General features: G+C 37.3%; 1 protein-coding gene. It reads right to left on the reverse strand.

Going from position 1 to position 616, the window contains the following annotated elements; translation table 11 throughout:
- Nucleotides 1–152 precede the first annotated feature (152 nt).
- Nucleotides 153–616, reverse strand: a 464-nt coding sequence (locus tag AC1DND_RS29040; RefSeq protein ID WP_477586464.1) for an aminotransferase class III-fold pyridoxal phosphate-dependent enzyme, incomplete at its 5' end; no start/stop codon positions are given.

The raw sequence follows: 616 nt of genomic DNA on the forward strand, positions 1-616 counted from the left end.
ACTTGATTGGGAACCACGAAGTGCTCATCGAAGATAATCTTAATGCTTTAGCTTGATTTGTAAGTTGCTTTAAGATTCCCACCTGCGTGGGAATGACGACCATTCTAAAAAACAAATACTGGTCGTAGCAACTAGCTACGACCTAAAAGCACCTATACCTCTTCTAAAGCCGATTTTATGCCTGCATAAATATAATCGAGATCTTCATCGCTGATTACATACGGTGGGAGGATATAGATAATATTGCCCAATGGCCTCAATATAATTCCCTTATCTAAAAAGTACGCATACAATAAATTACGCAGATTACTTAAATAAGAGGTTTCATTGCCAGTCTCCCACTCTATTGCAATAATTGTTCCCGTTTGCCTAATTGCTTTAACTTTAGGATGTGCTTTAATTTCTTCAAGAAAAACAGCATGTTTGGCTTCTACACGCTTAATATTCTGAAGTGTTTCGCTTTTTAACAGAATATCTAAACTCGCTAAAGAAGCTACACAGGCAATAGGATTCGCTGTAAAAGAGTGTCCGTGGTAAAGTGTTTTTAATTTATCGTCACTTAAGAATGCTTCAAAAATCTCCTTCGTACAGGTGGTTACCCCTAATGGCATTGTTC

This window comes from Pedobacter sp. 01N416 (genome assembly GCF_056399685.1).